Origin of the sequence: Azospirillum humicireducens (assembly GCF_001639105.2) — a bacterium.
GTDB classification, from domain to species: domain Bacteria; phylum Pseudomonadota; class Alphaproteobacteria; order Azospirillales; family Azospirillaceae; genus Azospirillum; species Azospirillum humicireducens.
In genome coordinates, this window is sequence record NZ_CP015285.1 from 1,062,198 (window position 1) to 1,079,983 (window position 17,786).

The window sequence follows — 17,786 nt, forward strand, 5'->3', positions numbered from 1 at the left end:
GAGCGCTGTCCTTCCAGCCGCCCGCTCCCATTGGCCTTTCAAGCAGAAAGTCAGGACATGGACGCTCGGTTTAAATCTCGCGACATCGAACGCCGCAGCCTGGATGTCGACGGCCTGAAACGGTCGTTCCTGGAATGGCTTGTCTATTCGGTCGGCAAGGATGCCCGCGCCGCCACCCGCCGCGACTGGTTCCACACCGTGGCCCTGGCCGTGCGCGACCGCGTCGTCGACCGTTGGATGGACACGACGCGCAGCTATTATCAGGAAGACGCCAAGCGCGTTTATTATCTTTCCCTGGAATTCCTGATCGGGCGTCTGCTGACCAACAGCCTGTCGAACCTGGGCATCGTGGATGAATGCCGTCAGGCGCTCGACCGCCTTGGCCTGTCGATGGAGGATGTGGTCGACGCCGAGCCGGACGCGGCGCTCGGCAACGGCGGCCTCGGCCGTCTCGCCGCCTGCTTCCTGGACAGCATGGCGTCGCAGGGGCTGCCCGGATACGGCTATGGCATCCGCTACGAGTTCGGCCTGTTCGAGCAGCGGTTCGAGAATGGGTGGCAGGTCGAATATCCGGAACAGTGGCTGCAGTTCGGCAATCCGTGGGAATTCGCCCGTCCGGAGGTGCTCTACCCGGTCCAGTTCTATGGCCGTGTCGAGGAGTTCCGCGACAGCGTCGGCGAGCGTGCCTATCGCTGGGTCGATGCCGACCGCGTGCTGGCGATGGCCTATGACACGCCGGTCGTCGGTTTCGGCGGCGAGACGATCAACACGCTGCGCCTGTGGTCGGCCCGCGCCACCCGCGACTTCAACTTCGGCCACTTCAACGACGGCGCCTATATGAAGGCGGTCGAGCAGAAGATCCTGTCGGAGAATCTCAGCCGCGTCCTCTATCCCAACGACGCGACGGAGACCGGCAAGGAGCTGCGGCTGAAGCAGGAGTATTTCTTCACCTCCGCCTCGCTGCAGGACATCCTGCGCCGTTACCTGCAGCACCACACGACATTCGACAACCTGCCCAACAAGGCGGCGATCCAGCTGAACGACACCCATCCGGCCATCGGCATCGCCGAGTTGATGCGCCTGCTGGTCGACCAGCACGCCCTGCGCTGGGACAATGCGTGGGAGATCACGCGCGCCACCTTCGCCTACACCAACCACACCCTGCTGCCTGAGGCGCTGGAAGCCTGGCCGGTGCGGATGATCGAGCGGGTGCTGCCGCGCCACATGCAGATCATCTACGAGATCAACGCCAAGTTCCTGAACCGCACCAAGGCGCGGGCCGATGGCGACAATGCCAAGCTGTCGCGGTTGTCGCTGATCGACGAGCGCGGCGAACGGCGCGTGCGCATGGGCAACCTGGCCTTTCTCGGCTCGCACAAGGTCAACGGTGTGTCGGCCCTGCACACCGAGTTGATGAAGCAGACGGTGTTCGCGGACTTCCACCAGGAGTTCCCGGACCGCATCAACAACAAGACCAACGGCATCACTCCGCGCCGCTGGCTGAAGCAGGCCAACCCGGCCCTGTCCGAACTGATCACCACGCGAATCGGCGAGGGCTGGATCTCCGACCTGTCGCAGATCGCGGCGCTGCGCGAGAAGGCCGACGACGTGGTGTTCCGTGAGGAGTTCCGCCGGGCCAAACGCAAGAACAAGAAACGCCTTGCCGCCTATATCACCCGCCAGACCGGCGAGGAGGTGCTGGTGGACAGCATCTTCGACGTCCAGGTCAAGCGCATGCACGAATACAAGCGCCAGCTGCTGAACGTCCTGCACACCATCGCGCTGTACAATGAGATGCGCGACAATCCGACGGTCAGCTGGGTCCCGGTGACCAAGGTGTTCGCCGGCAAGGCGGCGCCGTCCTACCATATGGCCAAGCTGATCATCAAACTGATCAACGACGTCGCCAAGGTGGTGAACCACGACCCGTCGGTGCACGACAACCTGAAGGTCGTGCTGCTGCCGAACTACAACGTCACCGCCGCCGAGATCATCATCCCGGCCGCCGACCTGTCGGAGCAGATCTCCACCGCCGGCATGGAGGCGTCGGGCACCGGCAACATGAAGCTGGCGCTCAACGGTGCGCTGACTATCGGCACGCTGGACGGCGCCAACGTCGAGATCCGCGAGCATGTCGGGCCGGACAACATCTTCATCTTCGGCATGACCGCCGACGAGGTGAACGACCTGCGCGCCAGCGGCGGCTTCAACCCGCGCGAGGTGATCGCCTCGAACCCCAGCCTGAAGCGGGCGCTCGACATGATCTCCACCGGCGCCTTCTCGCCGGACGACCGCAACCGCTACCATCCCATCGTCCAAGCGCTGACCGACGGTGGCGACCATTTCCTGGTGACGGCGGACTTCGCCGACTATTGCCGGGCCCAGGATGCGGCGATGCAGCTGTACCGCGATTCGGAGGAATGGACCCGCAAGGCCATCCTGAACACCGCCAACATGGGCTGGTTCTCGTCCGACCGTACGGTCAACGAGTATGCCGGGGAGATCTGGGACGTACACCCGGTGCATCCGAACCATGACGGCGAAGGGTTCCGGTAATCTTCGATCAGGCGAATGCGCAGGCGCTTTACAATGTCTGCGCATTCGGATATGAAGGCGCCATGAACCGCAAGGCCATCACCACCACTACGACCAAAAAAGCGACTCGCTTCGGCGGGAAGCGTCGTGGTGCGTGCTGATCGGATCGACCAGCGTTTCTTCCACGAGGCAGGCCCCGCCGGACAACGGACGGGGCCTCGTCGTATCCGGGGTCCGCTGTCCGAACGACCGATAGGCCGGTCCGATCAACAGTGCGATAGACAGGACGGAACCCCGCCATGAGCAGCAGCAACGCCTCCGCTTCCTCCAAGTCCCTCCGCGTCGCCGTGGTCGGCGCCACCGGCGCCGTCGGCCGCGAGATGGTCAAGGTCCTGCACGACCGCAACTTCCCGGTCGCCGAACTCGGCCTGTTCGCTTCCGAGCGGTCCGCCGGCAAGGTGCAGGATACCCCCTATGGCGCCCTGACCCTGAAGGCCTTCGACGCCGCGGTGGTGAAGGGCTATGACGTTGTCCTGCTGGCGGTGTCGGGTGACTTCGCCAAGGCGCATGCCAAGGATCTGGCGTCGGCCGGTGCGCTGGTGATCGACAACAGCTCCGCCTTCCGCTACGACGCCGACATCCCGCTGATCGTTCCGGAAATCAACGCCCACGTCTTCCGCGAGGCGTACGCCGCCGGGTCGCGCCTGATCGCCAACCCGAACTGCACCACGGCCATCGCCGTCGTGGCGCTCGGCCCGCTGCACAAGGCCTTCGGCATCAAGCGCGCCATCGTCTCCACCTATCAGGCCACCAGCGGCGCCGGCGCCGAGGGCATGGCCGAGCTGGAGGAGCAGACGCGCAACCAGCTGGATGGCAAGCCGGTCACCAACAGCGTGTTCCGCCACCCGATCCCCTTCAACCTGATCCCCCAGATCGACGCCTTCCAGGAGAACGGCTACACGAAGGAGGAGATGAAGGTGACGTGGGAGACGCGGAAGATCATGGAGGTTCCGGATCTGCCGGTCAGCTGCACCGCCGTCCGTATTCCGACCTACCGCGCCCACTCCGAAGCCATCACGCTGGAGACCATCCAGCCGGTTACGCCGGACGCTGCCCGCGCCGTCCTGGCCGATGCCGCCGGCGTGAAGGTGGTGGACGATCCCGCCAACGGCGCCTATCCGATGCCGCTGAACGCCACCGGCCAGTATGATGTCGAGGTCGGTCGCATCCGCAACAACATCGTCTTCGGCGATCATGGCCTCGACCTGTTCGTCTGCGGCGATCAGCTGCTGAAGGGTGCCGCCCTCAACGCGGTGCAGATCGCCGAGCTGGCTCTCTGACTGGTTTCATTCTGCGGGGCGGCTCTCCGTCCCGCAGAATTCTTCAAATGCATGCGTCCGGTTTTAATTTCCCGGTTGCACTCAATTTATTGCGCGTCTCGTATGGTTTTGACAGGGCTTCTGACCGGCCGGGGTAACCGGCAAGTCGGTCGCCGTCGAACCGGAACGAGAGGCGATCTTGGAATATCTGATCAGCGACATCATTCTGCTTGCCTGCAGCTATGTCCCCGAAAACTTTCTGCCCTGCGATGGCAGCCTCGTCCCCATTGCGAAGTATCAAGCGCTCTTCACCCTGATCGGAACCCAATATGGCGGCGACGGCAAGACGACCTTCGGCCTGCCGAACCTGAAGGGCAAGGAGCCGCTACCCAGCCTCCACTATGTCATCTGCTACAACGGCTATTATCCGCCGCGGCCCTGACGGGCCTTTGCCGGGACCGGACGGGCGGAACGCTCTGGAATCCGCCTGACGCTGCTGCTATCTAATCGACGGGGGCCGATGGGCGTGTTTCGCCTGTCGGCCCTTTCGCCGTTCTCACGATCACCTTCTCTTGTCACGGGACCCCGCGCATGTCCGAACTTCAGGACGCCGTCTCCCGCCGTCGGACCTTCGCCATCATCGCGCACCCCGACGCCGGTAAGACCACGCTCACCGAAAAGCTGCTGCTGTTCGGCGGCGCCATCCAGATGGCCGGCGCCGTCAAGGCGCGCGGCGAGCAGCGGCGCGCCAAGTCCGACTGGATGAAGGTGGAGCGCGAGCGCGGCATCTCGGTGACGGCCTCGGTCATGACCTTCGATTATGAAGGGCGGACCTTCAACCTTCTCGACACGCCGGGCCACGAGGATTTCTCCGAGGACACCTATCGCACGCTGACCGCGGTCGACAGCGCGGTGATGGTGATCGACGGCGCCAAGGGCATCGAGGCGCAGACGCTGAAGCTGTTCGAGGTCTGCCGTCTGCGCGACGTGCCGATCATGACCTTCTGCAACAAGATGGACCGCGAGGCGCGCGATCCCTTCGACCTGATCTCCGAGATCGAGAGCGCGCTGGCGCTGGAGGTCACGCCGGCCAGCTGGCCCATCGGCATGGGCCGCGATTTCCTCGGTTGCTACGACCTGATCCGCGACCGGCTGATCCTGATGGACCGCAGCAAGGGCGACGAGATCGACGAGGGCATCGAGTGCAACGGCCTCGACGATCCCCGTCTGGACGAGCTGCTGCCCGCCCATGCCGTCGCCAAGCTGCGCGAAGAGGTGGAAATGGCGCGCGGCCTGATGCCGGCCTTCGATCTGGAGGCCTATCGCGCCGGCCATCTGACGCCGATCTATTTCGGCTCCGCCATCAACAATTTCGGCGTGCGCGAGCTGCTGTCCGGTCTGGCGGAGAACGCCCCGCCGCCGCGTCCGCAGCCGGCCGATCCGCGCACCGTCCAGCCGGACGAGGAGAAGGTCACCGGCTTCGTGTTCAAGGTCCAGGCCAACATGGACCCGAACCACCGCGACCGCATCGCCTTCGTGCGCCTCTGTTCCGGCCGGTACAAGCGTGGCGCCAAGCTGAAGCACATCCGCTCCGGCAAGCTGATGGCGGTGAACAATGCCGTTCTATTCCTCGCCCGCGACCGCGAGGTGGCGGAGGAGGCCTGGCCCGGCGACATCATGGGCATCCCCAACCATGGCTCCTTGCGCATTGGCGACACGCTGACCGAGGGCGAGGATCTGCGCTTCACCGGCGTGCCGAGCTTTGCGCCGGAACTGTTGCAGAGAGTCCGCCCGGACGACCCGATGCGGGTGAAGCACCTGCGCAAGGCGCTGGAGCATTTCGCCGAAGAGGGCGCCTCCCAGGTGTTCAAGCCGCTGACCGGCGCCGATTGGGTCGTCGGCGTCGTCGGTCAGCTGCAGTTCGAGGTGCTGGCCTCGCGCATCGAGGCGGAATACGGCATCGCCGCCCGCTTCGAAGGGGCCGGACTGGACGCAGCCCGCTGGGTCGAGACCGACGACAAGGTCCAGCTGGAGAAGTTCATCGAGCTGAACCGCTCGGCGCTGGCGGAAGACCATGACGGCGCCCTGGTGTTCCTGGCCCGCAATGCCTGGCATCTGAACCGCGCGCAGGAGGATTTTCCGGCGCTGCGCTTCCTGAAGACGCGCGAACAGAACCGCAAGGTCCACACCGCGGCCTGATTGACGGACAAGACGCCTTTCCTGTCGCCCGCCCCCGGTTGACCCCGAGGGCGGGTTCTCTTTTGTCGAGTGAGACACGGACCGGACTTCCCAGCTGGATGGACGGCTTGACGGCGCCGATCCGGTGTCGGAACGTGTGCGAGTGCACTTAACAGTTTCGACACGTAATAAACGGCCTCCGTCGGACGGGCAGGGTCGGAAATGAGGCGGTCATGGCGTGGGGATTGGACGAACTTCTGGACACCAGCGGCTTGGTGCCGCATGGCGTCTGCCTGTTGTGGCGGCCCGACATTCTGGCGCTGCATGTCGCTTCGGACATGCTCATCGGCCTGTCCTATTTCTCCATCCCGGTGGCGCTGGTCTATTTCGTCATGCGCCGGCGCGACGTCGAGTTCGGCTGGGTGGCGCTTCTGTTCGCCCTTTTCATCATCGCCTGCGGCACCACCCATTTCCTTGGCGTCTGGACGCTGTGGAGCCCCGACTATGTGCTGGAGGGGCTGGTCAAGGTGATCACCGCGTTCGCGTCGCTGGCGACCGCTGCGGCGCTGTGGTGGCTGATGCCGCGCCTTCTCACCCTGCCGAGCCCGAAGGAGTTGGAGGCGACCAACCGCGCGCTTCAGCAGGAGATCGCCATCCGTCGCCAGATGGAAATGCGCTATTCCAGCTTCTTCAACAATCTCGCCGAGTCGCTGTTCATCGTCCAGGTGTTGCCGGATGGCGATTTCGCCTTCGAGGCCATCAACCCGGCGCTGGCGCGGGCCACCGGTCTGGACCCGGAAGGACTGCGTGACCGGCGCGTCAGGGATGCGCTGGGGCCGGAGGTGGCTGATTCGATCATCCCCCGCTACACCGCCTGCCGCGACGGGGGCGAGAGCATCGATTACGAAGAGACCCTGGACCTGCCGGTCGGCCAGCGGGTCTTCCACACCATGCTGGTTCCGGTGAAGGATGCCGCCGGCCGCGTCGTTCAGATCCTCGGCAGCGGCCGCGACGTGACCGAGCGCAAGCGTCTTCAGGCGGAGGTGATCCAGACCTCCAAGCTGGCGACCCTGGGCACGCTGGCCGCGGGCATGGCGCATGAGATGAGCCAGCCGCTGAACGTCATCCGCCTGTGGACGGAGAACATGCTGTCCCGTCTGCACGACAATCTGCTGGAGACCCAACGGGCCGAACGGTCGCTGACCCTGGTGATCGAGCAGACCGACCGCATGGCCAGGCTGATCGACCATGTCCGTACCTTCGGCCGCCGCGACGGTGGCGGCATGCAGGCCTTCGCCCCCGCCCATTGTGTCCAGAGCGCGGTGGAATTGGTGCGTCACCAGTATGCTTTGGAAGACATCGAGATCATAGAGAGTGCCACGTCGGCGCAACTCCCGGTGACCGGGCGTCCACTTGAATTGGAGCAGGTGATCCTCAACCTTTTCTCGAACGCGCGCGATGCGATCATCGCTCTTCGTGCAACCGGCCGGGAGGCGGGACGCATCATGGTGGCGGTCTGCGACGAGGCCGATGGACAGACCGTCGCCATCCAGGTGACGGACGACGGTGGCGGCATCGACCCGTCGGTTCTGCCCCAGATCTTCGATCCCTTCTTCACGACCAAGGAGGTCGGCAAGGGGTCGGGACTTGGCCTGTCGATCGGTTACGGTATCATCGACGGCATGGGTGGCCGCATCGATGCCCGCAACATCGATCTGGAGGGCGCACGCCGTGGCGTCCGCTTCACCATAACCCTGCCCAGCCAGCCGGTTTCCTCCTCCGACAGGGAGCTGTCGCATGCATGATCCATTACACATCCTGATCGCGGAGGACGAAGTCCTCGCGGCGATGGCGCTGGAGGATTTCCTGTCGCTCAAGGGCTTCCGTGTCACCGTCGCCGCCAATGGGGCGGAGGCGCTGGAGCACTATGCCAGTGAGCAGGTTCATGCTCTGGTGACCGATCTGCGCATGCCGCGCATGGACGGCCAGACCCTGATCCGCGAAATCCGCAATCGCGATGCCGCGTTGCCGGTGGTGGTGATGACCGGCTATCTGACGGAGGACAGCGACCTGAAGCATGAGCGCTGGAAGCCGCTGGAGATCCTCAGCAAACCGGTGAACCCGCGCATCATCTGCCAGACTCTCCACCGCATGCTCGGCCTGCCGCAGGAGGCGTGAGCGGGACGGCGGCGCGGCTCAGTCCGCCAGCGGCTCGACGTCGACGCTGACCGTCAGGCCATGGCCGGCCCCGCCGACGAGGACGCCGCGCGCCGGGCTGACATCGTCATAGTCGCGGCCCCAGGCGATGGTGATGAAGTCGCGGTTGGCGATGCAGGCATTGGTGGGGCAGATGTCCAGCCATCCGGCGGCAGCCCCGCACCAGACCGATGCCCAGGCATGGCTGACATCCGCGCCCACCAGCCGCGGCCGGCCCGGCGGGGGCAGGGTGCGCAGATATCCCGACACATAGCGGGCAGGCAGCCCCATGGCACGCGCGCAGCCGACGGCGATGTGGGCGAAATCCTGGCAGACGCCGCGGCGGTTGCGCATCACCGCCGCCAACGGCGTGGCGACCGTCGTGGCCGTCGGGTCGAAAGCGAAGTCCCGGTTGATGCGGTTCATCAGGTCGATGGCGGCGGCGACGGCCGGACGGCCGGGGGAGTAGCTTCCCCGTGCATAGTCCAACAACTCCGGGCTGGATGCGACAAGAGCACTGTCGAAGCAGTATTGCGTGATCTCCGCCCCGTCATCCGGTCCGGACAGGCCGCGCAGGCTGTCGCGCACATGCTCCCACGGAGCCGAATCGCCGGGTGCCAGTGCCGGCGGCTCGAACACCTCCACCTCGCTTTCGGCAATGACCGAGAAGGTCCGGTGCGGTTCCTGCACGGCGACATAGGTGACAGTGTTGCCGAAATAGTCCACCCGGTCCGACCGCACCGCCGGGACCGGATCGATGGTCAGCAGGCTGCGCCGGATGCGTTGACGCGGGTGCGGGCGGGCGGTCAGGTGCAGCAGGTGGTGGGAGATCGGCACATCCTCGCCATAGTCGTACGAGGTGGCATGGCGCACGCGGTAGCGGGTGGAGGTGCCGCTGCTGCCGGGAAGCGGGGTGGAGGAGGTCATCGGGTCAGGCCGATCGTGCGAAGGCATGGCTGAAATAGGCGTGCGCCAGGAAATTCGACACGTCCGGCAGCGACATCGCCAGCGTGTCCAGCAGCGCCCGCAGCGCATCGCCGGAGGCCAGAGCGTCGGTCCGCTCCAGCCCGTTGCGGGCGGCGGCGACGATGGCCAGCGCCCCGCCGGTGGGATCGGTGCCTGTGCCGACGCCTTGGTTGGGCAGTGCCCGCAGATGCCGGTCCAGCGCGGCCAATTGGAAGGCAAGCGCGCGGGGGTTCGCCTCCTCTCCCAGCAGCAGGTCGAGCACGGAGCTGCGCTGGACGCTGGTCAGATGGCGGGCGCGGTAGGTCATGACGCTTTCGCCCAGCTCCAGCAGGACGGCCAGGGTGGCTGCCTGCATCGGTTCGTCCAGGCGGTCGAGGTCGGCGACATGGACGCCGCGCATCAGCGCGATCATGTGGAGGGAGCGTTCGATGCGCCGTCCGATGTCGAGGAAGCGCCAGCCGGCGCCCCTGGTCATGCTTTCCTGCTCCAATCCGGAGAAGGCGGCCAGCGTGATCATCACGTCGTCCAGCCGCAGCAGGAGCGACGCCGGGTCCATCCGTCCCTTCGGCGGCTGGGTCTGGCGGTCGATGGCCGACACCACCCGCCACATGTCCATCGACAGGCGGTCGCGTACCGAATAGGCGGTGCGGTGAAGGCGCAGAACCTGGGCGCGCAGGCTGTTGGGGTGGTCCGGGTCGTTCACCGCCGCGTGCAGCGCCTCGCGCAGGCCTCGGTTGGCGCCACTTTCCGTCACATGCGCCATATCGGCCGGGATCATTCCCAGGGAGCTGAGGAGATCGAGCAGCGGGCGGACCTGCAGGGTGGCGCCGGGCATGTTGCTGTCGATCAGCCGGCTCTGCGTCGCACGCAGCAGGCGCAGCGCCCCCTCCGCCCGTTCCGCATAGCGGCCGAGCCAATAGAGGCCGTCGGCGACGCGGCTGGGCAGATCGTTGGCGGACGGACGGGCGCCGCTGGCCGTCGGTTCCGTCGCCAAGGCCGGCCGCGGCTGGGTGGAGGAGACGTCGGCGCGCCGCGGCGCCAGGATCCAGGTGTCCTTGCTGCCGCCGCCGCTCTGCATCGACACCACCAGCCGGCCGGATTCGCTGGACACGCGGGTCAGCCCGCCGGGCATGACGGCATAGCCGCCGCTGGGGGTGGCGCAGAGGAAGACGCGCAGCACCAGCGGGCGCGGCTGCAACCGGCCATCCTGCCAGACCGGGGCAGTGGACAGCGCCATCTGTTCCTGCGCCACGAAATACCAGGGACGGCGCTTGATCCGCTCGATCAGGGCCGACCGCTCGCCGGCCGACAGCTGGGCGCCGAAGATCGGTTCGAAGGACAGGGACGGGAAGGCCGGCTTGACGACCAGACCGTCGAGATGGTCGATGACGTAGGCGCGCTCCGCATCGTTGCCGCACCACCAGCTGGCGACGCCGGGCAGGCGCAGCTCCTCCCCCAGCAGATGGCGGCAGAGCGTCGGCAGCGACGACTTCATCGCCATCGATTCCATCAGGCCGGAGCCCAGCGCGTTCGCCATCACCACAGTGCCGGCGCGCACTGCCTCGATCAGCCCGGCCACGCCCAGCGAACTGTCGGCGCGCAGTTCCAGCGGATCGGCGAAGTCGGCGTCGAGCCGGCGCAGGATCACGTCCACCTGCTCCAGACCCGACAGGGTCTTCAGGAACACCGTCCGGTCGCGCACCGTCAGGTCGGCCCCCTCCACCAGAGTCAGGCCGAGGTAGCGGGCGAGATAGACATGTTCGAAATAGGTCTCGTTGTAGGGGCCGGGGGTCAGAAGGACCACGCGGGGCAGGCCGCCCGTACCGTTGCCCCTTGGGGCGAGGGACAGCAGCGTCTCCTTGAAGGTGTCGAAGAAGCCGGTCAGCCGCTCCACCTGGCAATGGCGGAAGCTGTCGGGCAGCACCTTGGCGATGACCGCGCGGTTTTCCAGCGCATAGCCGCTGCCGCTCGGGGCCTGGGTGCGGTCGGACAGCACCCACCAACGACCGTCCGGCGCGCGGGCGAGGTCGGCCGCGTAGAAATGCAGGTGGACGTCGTTGGGAACGCGGATGCCATGGACGGCCCGGCGGAAGCCAGGGTCGGCATGGATCACCGAGGGCGGCAGCCTGCCGTAGCGCGTCAGCGTCTGTGGCCCGTAGAGATCGGTCAGGATGGCGTTCAGCAGCGAGGCGCGCTGGATCAGCCCCGACTCGATGGCCTTCCATTCATGAGCCGGCAGCAGCAGCGGCATCATGTCGAGCGGCCATGGCCGCTCCATCCCGTTGGGATCGCCGTAGATGTTGTAGGTGACGCCGTTCTGGTGCAGCAGCCGCCGCGCCTCCTCCCACCGTTCGGCCATCTGTTCGGCGTCGAGCGGGCCCAGCGTGCTCATGAAGGTCTGCCAGTGCGGCCGCAGCCGACCCTGGCCGGTCACCATCTCGTCATAGACATGGCCGGAGCCATAGCCGATGGCATCGGCCTCGCCGAACAGCGATCCCTGTGTGAAGGGAACCGGCGGCATCCCCGACGGGACCACGGACGTCGGTGCGCGGAAAGGCTGATCTGGCTGGGACAATGTCTGACTGATGCTTTTTGCCTATGAACGGAGCAACAGTCTGAACGTCCGCGTGATGCGATGCAAGGCCGGCGGCCGGCGGACCCATCCGAAAGAGGAAAGAGTTGGTGACGATCCATTCGGGCGCGGGCCGATCGGGAGCAGGTCGCCTCCGGCAAGGAAAAGCCGGAGCGCCGCGTGAAGCGACGCCCCGGCTTGCCGGACTGTGCGGATGAAAGTCCCGATCAGAGTGTCTTCAGATATTCCAGCAGCTGCCAGCGCTGCGCGTCGGTCAGGCCGGCGCCGAACTCGTGGCCGGTGTTGCGGTTGCCGGGCTTCGTCGTGTCATAGACGAAGCTGGCGCCCGCCGCCGAGGAATCCACCCCGACCTTGACCGGGTCGATGGAGGTGCTGCCCATGCGGAAGGCCGCCGACCGCTGCGAGGCCGGCAGCAGCATCTCATACAGGTTGGGGACCGAGCCGTTGTGCATGTAGGGCGCCGTCGCCCACACGCCGTCGAGCGGACGGGCCTTGTAGGCCAGCAGCTGCTTGATGGTCGCGGCCAGCGCCTCCACGTCGGACGTGACGGCTTTGGCGGGAGCGGCGGCCTTCGTCTGCGCCATTGCCGCGCTGCCGCCGGCCGGGACGGCGCCGACGGTCGGCTTGGTCTGGCCGCGGCCGGTCAGGGCGGCGATCACCTTCTGGTGGTCGGCGGTCTGCTTGGCGCCGGGCTTCACGAAGGGCGTGGTGTCGAGCGTACCACCCTTGGCCTGGGACTCCGGCGACCAGCTGGCGGGGGCGCTGGCGGTCAGCCACGGCGCCGGGGCGTTGTCACCCTTCAGCAGATCGAGCAGCAGGCCCGGTTCGCGCACCAGATCGCCGAGGATGGCGCCTATCACCGCGTTGGACAGCAGGTTGGCGGCAAGGTCGGGGTTCGCCAGCGGTTTGCCGCCGAGCAGCTGAGGCGGCATGGCGACGTTGGCGATGGCGCCGGTATCGACCTTTCGGCACAGCGCATCGACCGCCATCTTCGGATCGGCGTCGTAGTTGACGGTGATCATCTTGGCGGCCACCGCGGCATCGACGCCCTTGGTGCAGATGGTGGTGAAGGCCGTGACCACGGCGACGGCATTGTCCGGCTGCGCCCAGTTGAACAGCGGCACCATCTGGATCGGGGCCGTGGTGTAGGTTTCGCCGCGCGGCAGGATCGCGTGGCAGCTCTCGCAGTTTTCCTTGTAGATCGGCTCGCCGGCCGCGGCCTTGACGATGTCGACGTTGCCGGCGAGGCTGTCCGGCCACACCGGCGACCGCAGCTTGCGCAGCTGGTTTTCCATGTCGACCAGATTGCGGCCGCGGACCGTGGATTTGTAATAGTAGTGCGCGGCGTCGGCCGGCGGCTTCAGCGTCACCTTGCCGAACACGCCCAGCACCTCGCCGGCATTGCGGCCCAGCGCGTCGAAGGCGGTGGCATTCGGCAGCAGGCCGTTCCACTGCACCCGCGGCTGGTGCGGCGCGTCCCACAGATAGGGATAGCTGACCGGCGCGTTCGGCGCGCGGTTGTTCTTCGGCAGATTCAGGTCGATCGCCGACACGCGGTTGAAGATCATGCCGAAGGCGTCGGTCCGCATCGGCCCCCAGGGCGTGTCTGGGGTGCTGGCGGCGACGAATTCGGCGAAGGAGCGGTCGAAATCCTTCAGCGCGTTGTACAGCGCCAGCTTCTGCTGGTCGGTGGCGGTGGCGCCCAGCACGCGGGTGGCGAAGGGCTGGAAGGCGGCGTCGCTGATCACGGTGGTGTGGACCGCGTTGCTCAGCCCGCTGATGAAGCCGTAGAGGTCGCCGGTGGTGACCGCGCCGTCGATGCGCATGGTCTTGCCGTTCACCGTCACGTCGCCGGTGTGGCAGGCGGCGCAGGTCATGCCGAACCATTCGGTCTTGTCGGGATCGGTGTCCTTGACGAAGCCGACCGGCAGCAGATCGGGGTTCCAGGTGGCCGACGTGTTGGCCGGATAGCCGTAGCGGGTGATGCTCTTGACGAAGGGCTGCTTGGTCTGCGGATCCTCCAGCGCCATGAACCAGTCATAGCGCATGATCTGCGAGCCCTGCGTGGTGGTGTAGTACCACTGGCGGGCCTCCTGCGACCAGCCCTGGTCCAGATACCACAGGCCGTTGACCTCGGTCGGCGGCTTGACCGGCACGGGGCGGGGCGGCTTTGGCGGTTCGGCGCAGGAGGCGAGCAGCAGCGCTGTGGCGGCCAGGGTCGCGTAAACGGGAGTCTTCATCCCTGTTGTTCCCTTTTTCGGTGGCGTGGCGCATAGCCTTTCGACCGATAAGGGTAATTCCGATAATCTCATTGCGAGAAATAATATCGGGTTATTGTGCTGAAAAGTTGGTGTCACGCTGCTCATGCAGGCATCCCCTCTCCGATGGGAGAGGGGATGGGGTTTCAGGCGGGAGCGAGGCGGGCGCCCTATCCCCGCCGCAGGTCCAGAGTCATCGGGAATTGCGGGTTGCGTTCCTCCGCCGGGATGTCCATCGGGCCGGGAGTGTGGCCGAAGGGGAAGAAACGGGCCAGACGGCGCCCTTCCGCCTCGTTGGCGTTGACCGGGAAGGTCTCGTAGTTGCGGCCGCCCGGATGCATGACGTGATAGGTGCAGCCGCCGATCGACCGGCCGGCCCAGCTGTCGAGGATATCGAAGATCAGCGGGGTGTGGACGGGGATCGTCGGGTGCAGGCAGGAGGGCGGCTGCCACGCGCGGTACCGCACGCCGCCGACGAACTCGCCCTCCACCCCGGTCGGGATCAGCGGAACGCGCCGGCCGTTGCAGGTGATGACGTGGCGGGCGTCGATCAGGCCGGTGACGCGGACCTGCACCCGCTCGACCGAGCTGTCGACATAGCGCACCGTGCCGCCGCCTCCCGGCTCCTCGCCCAGGACATGCCAGGGCTCCAGCGCCATGCGCAGTTCCATGGTGATGCCGCGCTGGCTGACATGGCCGTAGACCGGGAAGCGGAAGTTGAAATGCGGCGCGAACCAGCTGTCCTCCAGCGGATAACCGTGGTCCCGCAGGTCCTGCAGCACGTCGGCCATGTCCTGCTGGACGAAATGCGGCAGCATGAAGCGGTCATGCAGGTCGGTGCCCCAGCGCACCAGCTTGCCCTTGTAAGGGTGCTTCCAGAAGCGCGCGACCAGCGCCCGCATCAGAAGCTGCTGGGTCAGGCTCATCTCCGCATGCGGCGGCATCTCGAAGGCGCGGAACTCGACAAGGCCGAGGCGGCCGGTGGAGCTGTCGGGCGAATAGAGCTTGTCGATGCAGAACTCCGCCCGGTGGGTGTTGCCCTGCACGTCGACCAGCAGGTTGCGCAGCACCCGGTCCACCAGCCAGGGCGGGCAATTGCCGCCGGCCGCCGCCTGGTCGATCTGGTTGAAGGCGATCTCCAGCTCATAGAGCTGGTCGTCGCGGGCCTCGTCCACACGCGGGGCCTGGCTGGTCGGGCCGATGAACAGGCCGGAGAAGACGTAGGACAGGGCAGGGTGGTTCTGCCAGTAGGTGATCAGGCTGCGCAGCAGGTCGGGCCGGCGCAGGAAGGGGCTGTCGGCAGCGGTGGCGCCGCCCATCACCACATGGTTGCCGCCGCCGGTGCCGCAATGGCGCCCGTCGATCATGAACTTCTCCGCCCCCAGGCGGGACTGGCGCGCATCCTCGTAGAGCGCGATGGTGTTGCGGACCAGATCGTCCCAGCTGTGGGCGGGGTGGATGTTCACCTCGATCACGCCGGGGTCGGGAGTGACGGCCATCGAGTTCAGGCGCGGGTCCTTCGGCGGCTGGTAGCCTTCGATGACCACCGGCATCTCAAGCTCGACCGCGGTCGCCTCGATCTCCGCCAGCATCGCCAGATAATCCTCCAGCGTGCTCATCGGCGGCATGAACAAATGCAGGCGGCCGTTGCGCGCCTCGCAGCTCAGGGCGGTGCGCACCACCCACCAGGCCGACTTGCCTTCTTCCGGCAGTTCGTCGCGGATTTCCGCCATGATGCGCTGGCGCTGGGCGATCCGCTTGTCGGTGTGGACGCCGCGGTCGGCGTCCTGGACGGCACCGCGGATCTCCTGCCGGCGCTGAACCGGATGCGGGGGCAGAGGGCCGCGATTCTCGAACGGATCGGTCTCCCAGCCATAGGGATAGTCGGACTTGGATACCCAGGGCAGCGAGCCCAGCGGCAGCCGGTAGCCGACCGGACTGTCGCCGGGGATCAGCAGCAGCTTTTCCTGGCGCAGCGGCCATGTGCTGGACAGCCAGACCGGCCCCTGCTGGGTCATGCGGCGGTTGATCGGCAGGACGAATCCCACCGGTTCCGCCAGTCCGCGGGTGAAGACGCGGGTCAGCCGCTCGCGCTCCTCCTTGTCGTCCAGCCTGCTGTTCAGCGGATCGACGTTGATGGGAAGCTGCGATTCCTTGCGCAGGTAGTGCCAGGGGTCCTCATAGGCGCCCAGCACAAGATTGGGGTCGAGGCCCAGCCGTTTCGCCAGCGCCATCAGGAAGACGCCGGCATCCTGGGCGGTGTGGCCGTAATCGGTGTCCTCGCGCGCCAAAAGGTCGCTGTTGGCCCACAGCGCCTCGCCGTCGCGGCGCCAATAGAGGGTCATCGCCCAGCGCGGCAGCGATTCGCCTGGATACCATTTGCCCTGGCCGAAATGCAGCAGGCCGCCGGGGGCGAAGCGGGCCATCAGCCGGTGGATCAGGTCGGCGGCCATCTTGCGCTTCTGCGGACCCAGCGCCGTCGTGTTCCACTCGGCCCCGTCCATGTCGTCGATGGAGACGAAGGTCGGCTCGCCGCCCATGGTCAGGCGGACGTCCTCCACCTTCAGATCCTCGTCCACCCGGTGGCCGAGCGCCTCGATGGCCGCCCATTGCTCGGGCGTATAGGGCTTGGTGACGCGCGGCGCCTCGTAGATGCGGGTGACCGACATCTCATGGCCGAACTCGACCTCCGCCTCGTCGACGAGGCCCGAGATCGGGGCTGCGGAGGAGGCGTCGGGCGTGCAGGCCAGCGGGATGTGACCCTCGCCCGCCAGCAGGCCGGAGGTGGGGTCGAGCCCGACCCAGCCGGCGCCGGGCAGGAACACCTCGGTCCAGGCATGGAGGTCGGTGAAGTCGCTTTCCGGGCCGGACGGGCCGTCCAGCGCCTTCTGGTCGGCGGTCAGCTGGATCAGGTAGCCGGAGACGAAGCGGGCGGCGAGCCCGAGGTTGCGCAGGATCTGCACCAGCAGCCAGGCCGAATCGCGGCAGGACCCGGTGCGCTTGGTCAGCGTCTCCGCGCAGCTCTGGATGCCGGGCTCCATCCGGATGACATAGCCGATGTCCTGCTGGAGCCGCTGGTTCACCGCGACCAGGAAATCGATGGTCGGCGTCTTCCCGCGCGGAATGTCCTTCAGATAGGCGGCCAGCTCCGGCCCCGGCTCCTCCGTCTCCAGATAGGGGCGCAACTCGCGCTGCAGCCAGTCTTCATAGGCGAAGGGGATATGGCTCGCCTTCTCTTCCAGGAAGAAGTCGAAGGGGTTGATCGCGGCGATTTCGGCGACCAGATCGACCTCGACGATGAACTCGCGCGTCTTTTCCGGGAAGACGAAGCGGGCCTGGAAGTTGGATTGCGGGTCCTGCTGCCAGTTCAGGAAATGCTGCTTCGGCGTGACCTTCAGCGAATAGCTGAGGATCGGCGTCCGGCAATGGGGCGCCGGGCGCAGGCGGATGATCTGCGGGCCGAGGGACACCGGCCGGTCGTAGCGATAGATCGTCTTATGGTTCAGCGCGACGTGGATCGCCATGGAAAACCCCGCCTCATGCCTGTTCGATGATGGTCGCGCCCTGGTTTGCTCCAGGGTCGCCAGCGCAACGGTAACACCGATAAATCGGCCCCGACAGGGCGGTCCCGATCCGATCCTACCGCAGTTGCGAAAAAGTCACGAAGTTGCCGATGACGCGCGCTGCGGCTTTCTTCCGTTCGCGTTACCCCTTATATCCTAAGCGGATGAGGTATTAGGC

The 17,786-nt window shown here is 66.4% G+C and carries 10 protein-coding genes; 6 read left to right on the plus strand and 4 right to left on the minus strand.

The window, feature by feature from the left end; genetic code table 11:
- Positions 1 to 57 precede the first annotated feature (57 nt).
- From A6A40_RS04830 to A6A40_RS04855, 6 genes are all read left to right on the plus strand, one after another.
- Positions 58 to 2,556, plus strand: a complete 2,499-nt coding sequence (locus A6A40_RS04830; protein WP_063634379.1) for a glycogen/starch/alpha-glucan phosphorylase — start codon at positions 58 to 60, stop codon at positions 2,554 to 2,556.
- 278 nt (positions 2,557 to 2,834) lie between these two features.
- On the plus strand, positions 2,835 to 3,875 hold the full coding sequence (locus A6A40_RS04835; protein ID WP_063634380.1) for an aspartate-semialdehyde dehydrogenase: 1,041 nt from the start codon (positions 2,835 to 2,837) through the stop codon (positions 3,873 to 3,875).
- Between the two features lie 178 nt (positions 3,876 to 4,053).
- Positions 4,054 to 4,296, plus strand: a complete 243-nt coding sequence (locus tag A6A40_RS04840; protein ID WP_063634381.1) for a phage tail protein — start codon at positions 4,054 to 4,056, stop codon at positions 4,294 to 4,296.
- A 149-nt stretch (positions 4,297 to 4,445) separates the two neighbouring features.
- Positions 4,446 to 6,053 carry a peptide chain release factor 3 gene (locus A6A40_RS04845; RefSeq protein WP_063634382.1) on the plus strand — a complete coding sequence of 536 codons (1,608 nt, stop codon included), beginning with the start codon at positions 4,446 to 4,448 and terminating at the stop codon, positions 6,051 to 6,053.
- Between the two features lie 212 nt (positions 6,054 to 6,265).
- Positions 6,266 to 7,837 carry a sensor histidine kinase gene (locus tag A6A40_RS04850; RefSeq protein ID WP_063634383.1) on the plus strand — a complete coding sequence of 524 codons (1,572 nt, stop codon included), beginning with the start codon at positions 6,266 to 6,268 and terminating at the stop codon, positions 7,835 to 7,837.
- A complete protein-coding gene (locus tag A6A40_RS04855; RefSeq protein ID WP_063634384.1) occupies positions 7,830 to 8,210 on the plus strand; it encodes a response regulator in 381 nt (126 codons plus the stop codon). The genes A6A40_RS04850 and A6A40_RS04855 overlap by 8 nt, the downstream gene beginning before the upstream one ends.
- An 18-nt stretch (positions 8,211 to 8,228) precedes the next feature.
- On the opposite strand, the gene A6A40_RS04860 is transcribed toward A6A40_RS04855, so the two are convergent.
- From A6A40_RS04860 to A6A40_RS04875, 4 genes are all read right to left on the minus strand, one after another.
- Positions 8,229 to 9,155: a transglutaminase family protein gene (locus tag A6A40_RS04860; RefSeq protein WP_063634385.1), complete on the minus strand. Its 927-nt coding sequence runs from the start codon at positions 9,153 to 9,155 to the stop codon at positions 8,229 to 8,231.
- Between the two features lie 4 nt (positions 9,156 to 9,159).
- Positions 9,160 to 11,715, minus strand: a complete 2,556-nt coding sequence (locus A6A40_RS04865) for a circularly permuted type 2 ATP-grasp protein (protein WP_063634386.1) — start codon at positions 11,713 to 11,715, stop codon at positions 9,160 to 9,162.
- 278 nt (positions 11,716 to 11,993) lie between these two features.
- Entirely contained in the window at positions 11,994 to 14,027 is a 2,034-nt protein-coding gene (locus A6A40_RS04870) for a di-heme-cytochrome C peroxidase (protein ID WP_063634387.1), read from the minus strand.
- 188 nt (positions 14,028 to 14,215) lie between these two features.
- Positions 14,216 to 17,569, minus strand: a complete 3,354-nt coding sequence (locus A6A40_RS04875; RefSeq protein WP_063634388.1) for a transglutaminase family protein — start codon at positions 17,567 to 17,569, stop codon at positions 14,216 to 14,218.
- Positions 17,570 to 17,786: the final 217 nt, after the last annotated feature.